This window comes from Tenacibaculum sp. MEBiC06402 (genome assembly GCF_049239625.1).
Classification (GTDB): domain Bacteria; phylum Bacteroidota; class Bacteroidia; order Flavobacteriales; family Flavobacteriaceae; genus Polaribacter.
In genome coordinates this window covers 1-1914 of record NZ_JBMKKT010000102.1, presented here as the reverse complement: position 1 = coordinate 1914, position 1914 = coordinate 1, and the positions used below count along the sequence as shown (strand labels likewise).

Below are 1914 nucleotides of genomic sequence, written 5' to 3'. Positions count from 1 at the left end.
GGAAAGATAATTAATAAGATTGAATTTCCGTTGAGGAAATTCAGCCGCAATTAATTATACACCTTGTTGGCATTTCGTTTTAGTCTTTTGTATAATAGATTTTAATTTTTCCCAAATTCCTTTTCAAATTTTAAATCCGCTATTGAAAGTTTTTTCTTCATTTCAACAAATTCCTCAAATCCAAAAGGTCCTTCTGGTTTTTCTTTGTATTTGTTTTCAAGTTTTTTGATTATCCAATAATTTAACCGCTTTTTTGGGTTTGTCTCTAGAGCTATTATGTATTCCTTATTGCTTCCAATACTTTTAACACAATCCAAAAGGACAATTCCGTCATTGGTAAGTGATAAGCAACCAGGTTCTCTAGGATTAGAGGATAAAATATAATCTCCATCCTTCCAATAAGCTGGGTCAAATAAATCAAAACAACTTGTTAATAGTATACAGATTGTTAAAAGTGAATAAATCTTTTTCATTTCTAAATATCAACTTTTGAGGGAATGTTGGTTAATGAATGCCAACGTTTTTGTATATGGTTTGTTGCGTGGTTTAGCACGTAATTTAGCAAATAAAAACCGAATAGAAAATCCGCGAGGACTTTCGTAAGTAGGCTGGAACTAGCAATAAATTATATACGGTGTTAGCCGCCGTTTTTTAATTCATTCAGACTTTTTATATTCTTACCATTTCCGCCGTATGGATATTCCTTACTTGGGTTTTGATTGATATAATTATATTCTTTTGCTTTTAATTTTTCATTCAAATGTTCATCGCTAAATGAGTAACCAGAAATAAATAAGTTTTCGGTTTCATCAATTATTTTTTGAAAATTTTGAAATAATTGTTTAAATAAAAAATCATTTTCGATAGTGTCTAATTTTCTTGTCCCAGTTATAAATTTTGGTACTATGTCAAAATTGTAATCTTGAAGTATTTCTTTAGTTCCTGGATTAATACGAATTACATTATGTTTCGTAGAATAACTACTAGTCATATAATAATCATATTCTCCAGTTGGTTGCAGAAATAATTTACCAGCATCTGCATAATGTCTGAATTGAAAAAAATCTAAACTGCCATGAAGTTTATGAATCCGTATTTTTTCATTAAATGTGTTATTGAAGTATGGAACCTGTAAATCATTATGACTTATTGGTGAATCTTGTGAATTAAAACCTTTTGAATATCTTATTTTATTTAGGTCCAAAACTCTTTCAAGTAGTAAGTCGTGGTTAAGTGTGAAGATGTCTATGTTTTCGAAATTAAATAAATGGTCAACAAAGCCTTGATATATTTCTATTAATTCAGCGTCAGTTTTAGGAATCACAGTTAAGATATCTCCAATCAAATAGTTCAGAATAGCACTAACCTTTTGAAATTGTTTTGTGTTGAATGCATGCAAATAGCTTTCATAATATTCTTTATTTTTCTCTTCTAGAAAAAATGGCTTATCGTTAAGAAGCGATTTTTTTGCTATTTCAAATAAATTTTCAACCCAATCAGGGTTTTTGAAATTATCAATTATATATTGATAAAAATCTTCATAATAGATAAAACTGCCTCTATCTGAAACGTAACTTTTTACCAATTCATTAAACACATAAGAATAAGCTAAATAATCATAATTTAATCTTCCATTATGAATAAAAGTTTTATCCTTACCATCAATCCAAAACCATTCGCTAGACGAAGCGGAAAGAAGCTTTTCTTTTAAATCTCTATTGAATCTTTCTGCGATAGTACTTGCAGTTGGCATTCCTGCATTTGCTGAAAATCCTGCTCCTAAAATAACTGTCAAATTTTTCTTCATAAGAGTGATTTCAAATGGTGGCTAACGTATTTGTGTATGATTTTTTGCGGGAAAAGGACGCGAGTTCTTTTCCGTTGTGTCGGAAAGATAATTAATAAGATTGAATT

The 1914-nt window shown here is 29.4% G+C and carries 2 protein-coding genes; both read right to left on the bottom strand.

Translation table 11 applies throughout. From position 1 onward, the window contains the following. Window positions 1-101: 101 nt before the first annotated feature. Entirely contained in the window at window positions 102-473 is a 372-nt protein-coding gene (locus ACOSP6_RS14190; protein WP_422092680.1) for a hypothetical protein, read from the bottom strand. A 164-nt stretch (window positions 474-637) separates the two neighbouring features. Next, window positions 638-1807 carry an SIR2 family protein gene (locus ACOSP6_RS14185; RefSeq protein ID WP_422092679.1) on the bottom strand — a complete coding sequence of 390 codons (1170 nt, stop codon included), beginning with the start codon at window positions 1805-1807 and terminating at the stop codon, window positions 638-640. Window positions 1808-1914: the final 107 nt, after the last annotated feature.

Bases quoted from the DNA above. Each gene is read 5' to 3' on its own strand.
- ACOSP6_RS14185 (WP_422092679.1), bottom strand. From the start codon at position 1,807: ATGAAGAAAAATTTGACAGTTATTTTAGGAGCAGGATTTTCAGCAAAT.
- ACOSP6_RS14190 (WP_422092680.1), bottom strand. From the start codon at position 473: ATGAAAAAGATTTATTCACTTTTAACAATCTGTATACTATTAACAAGT.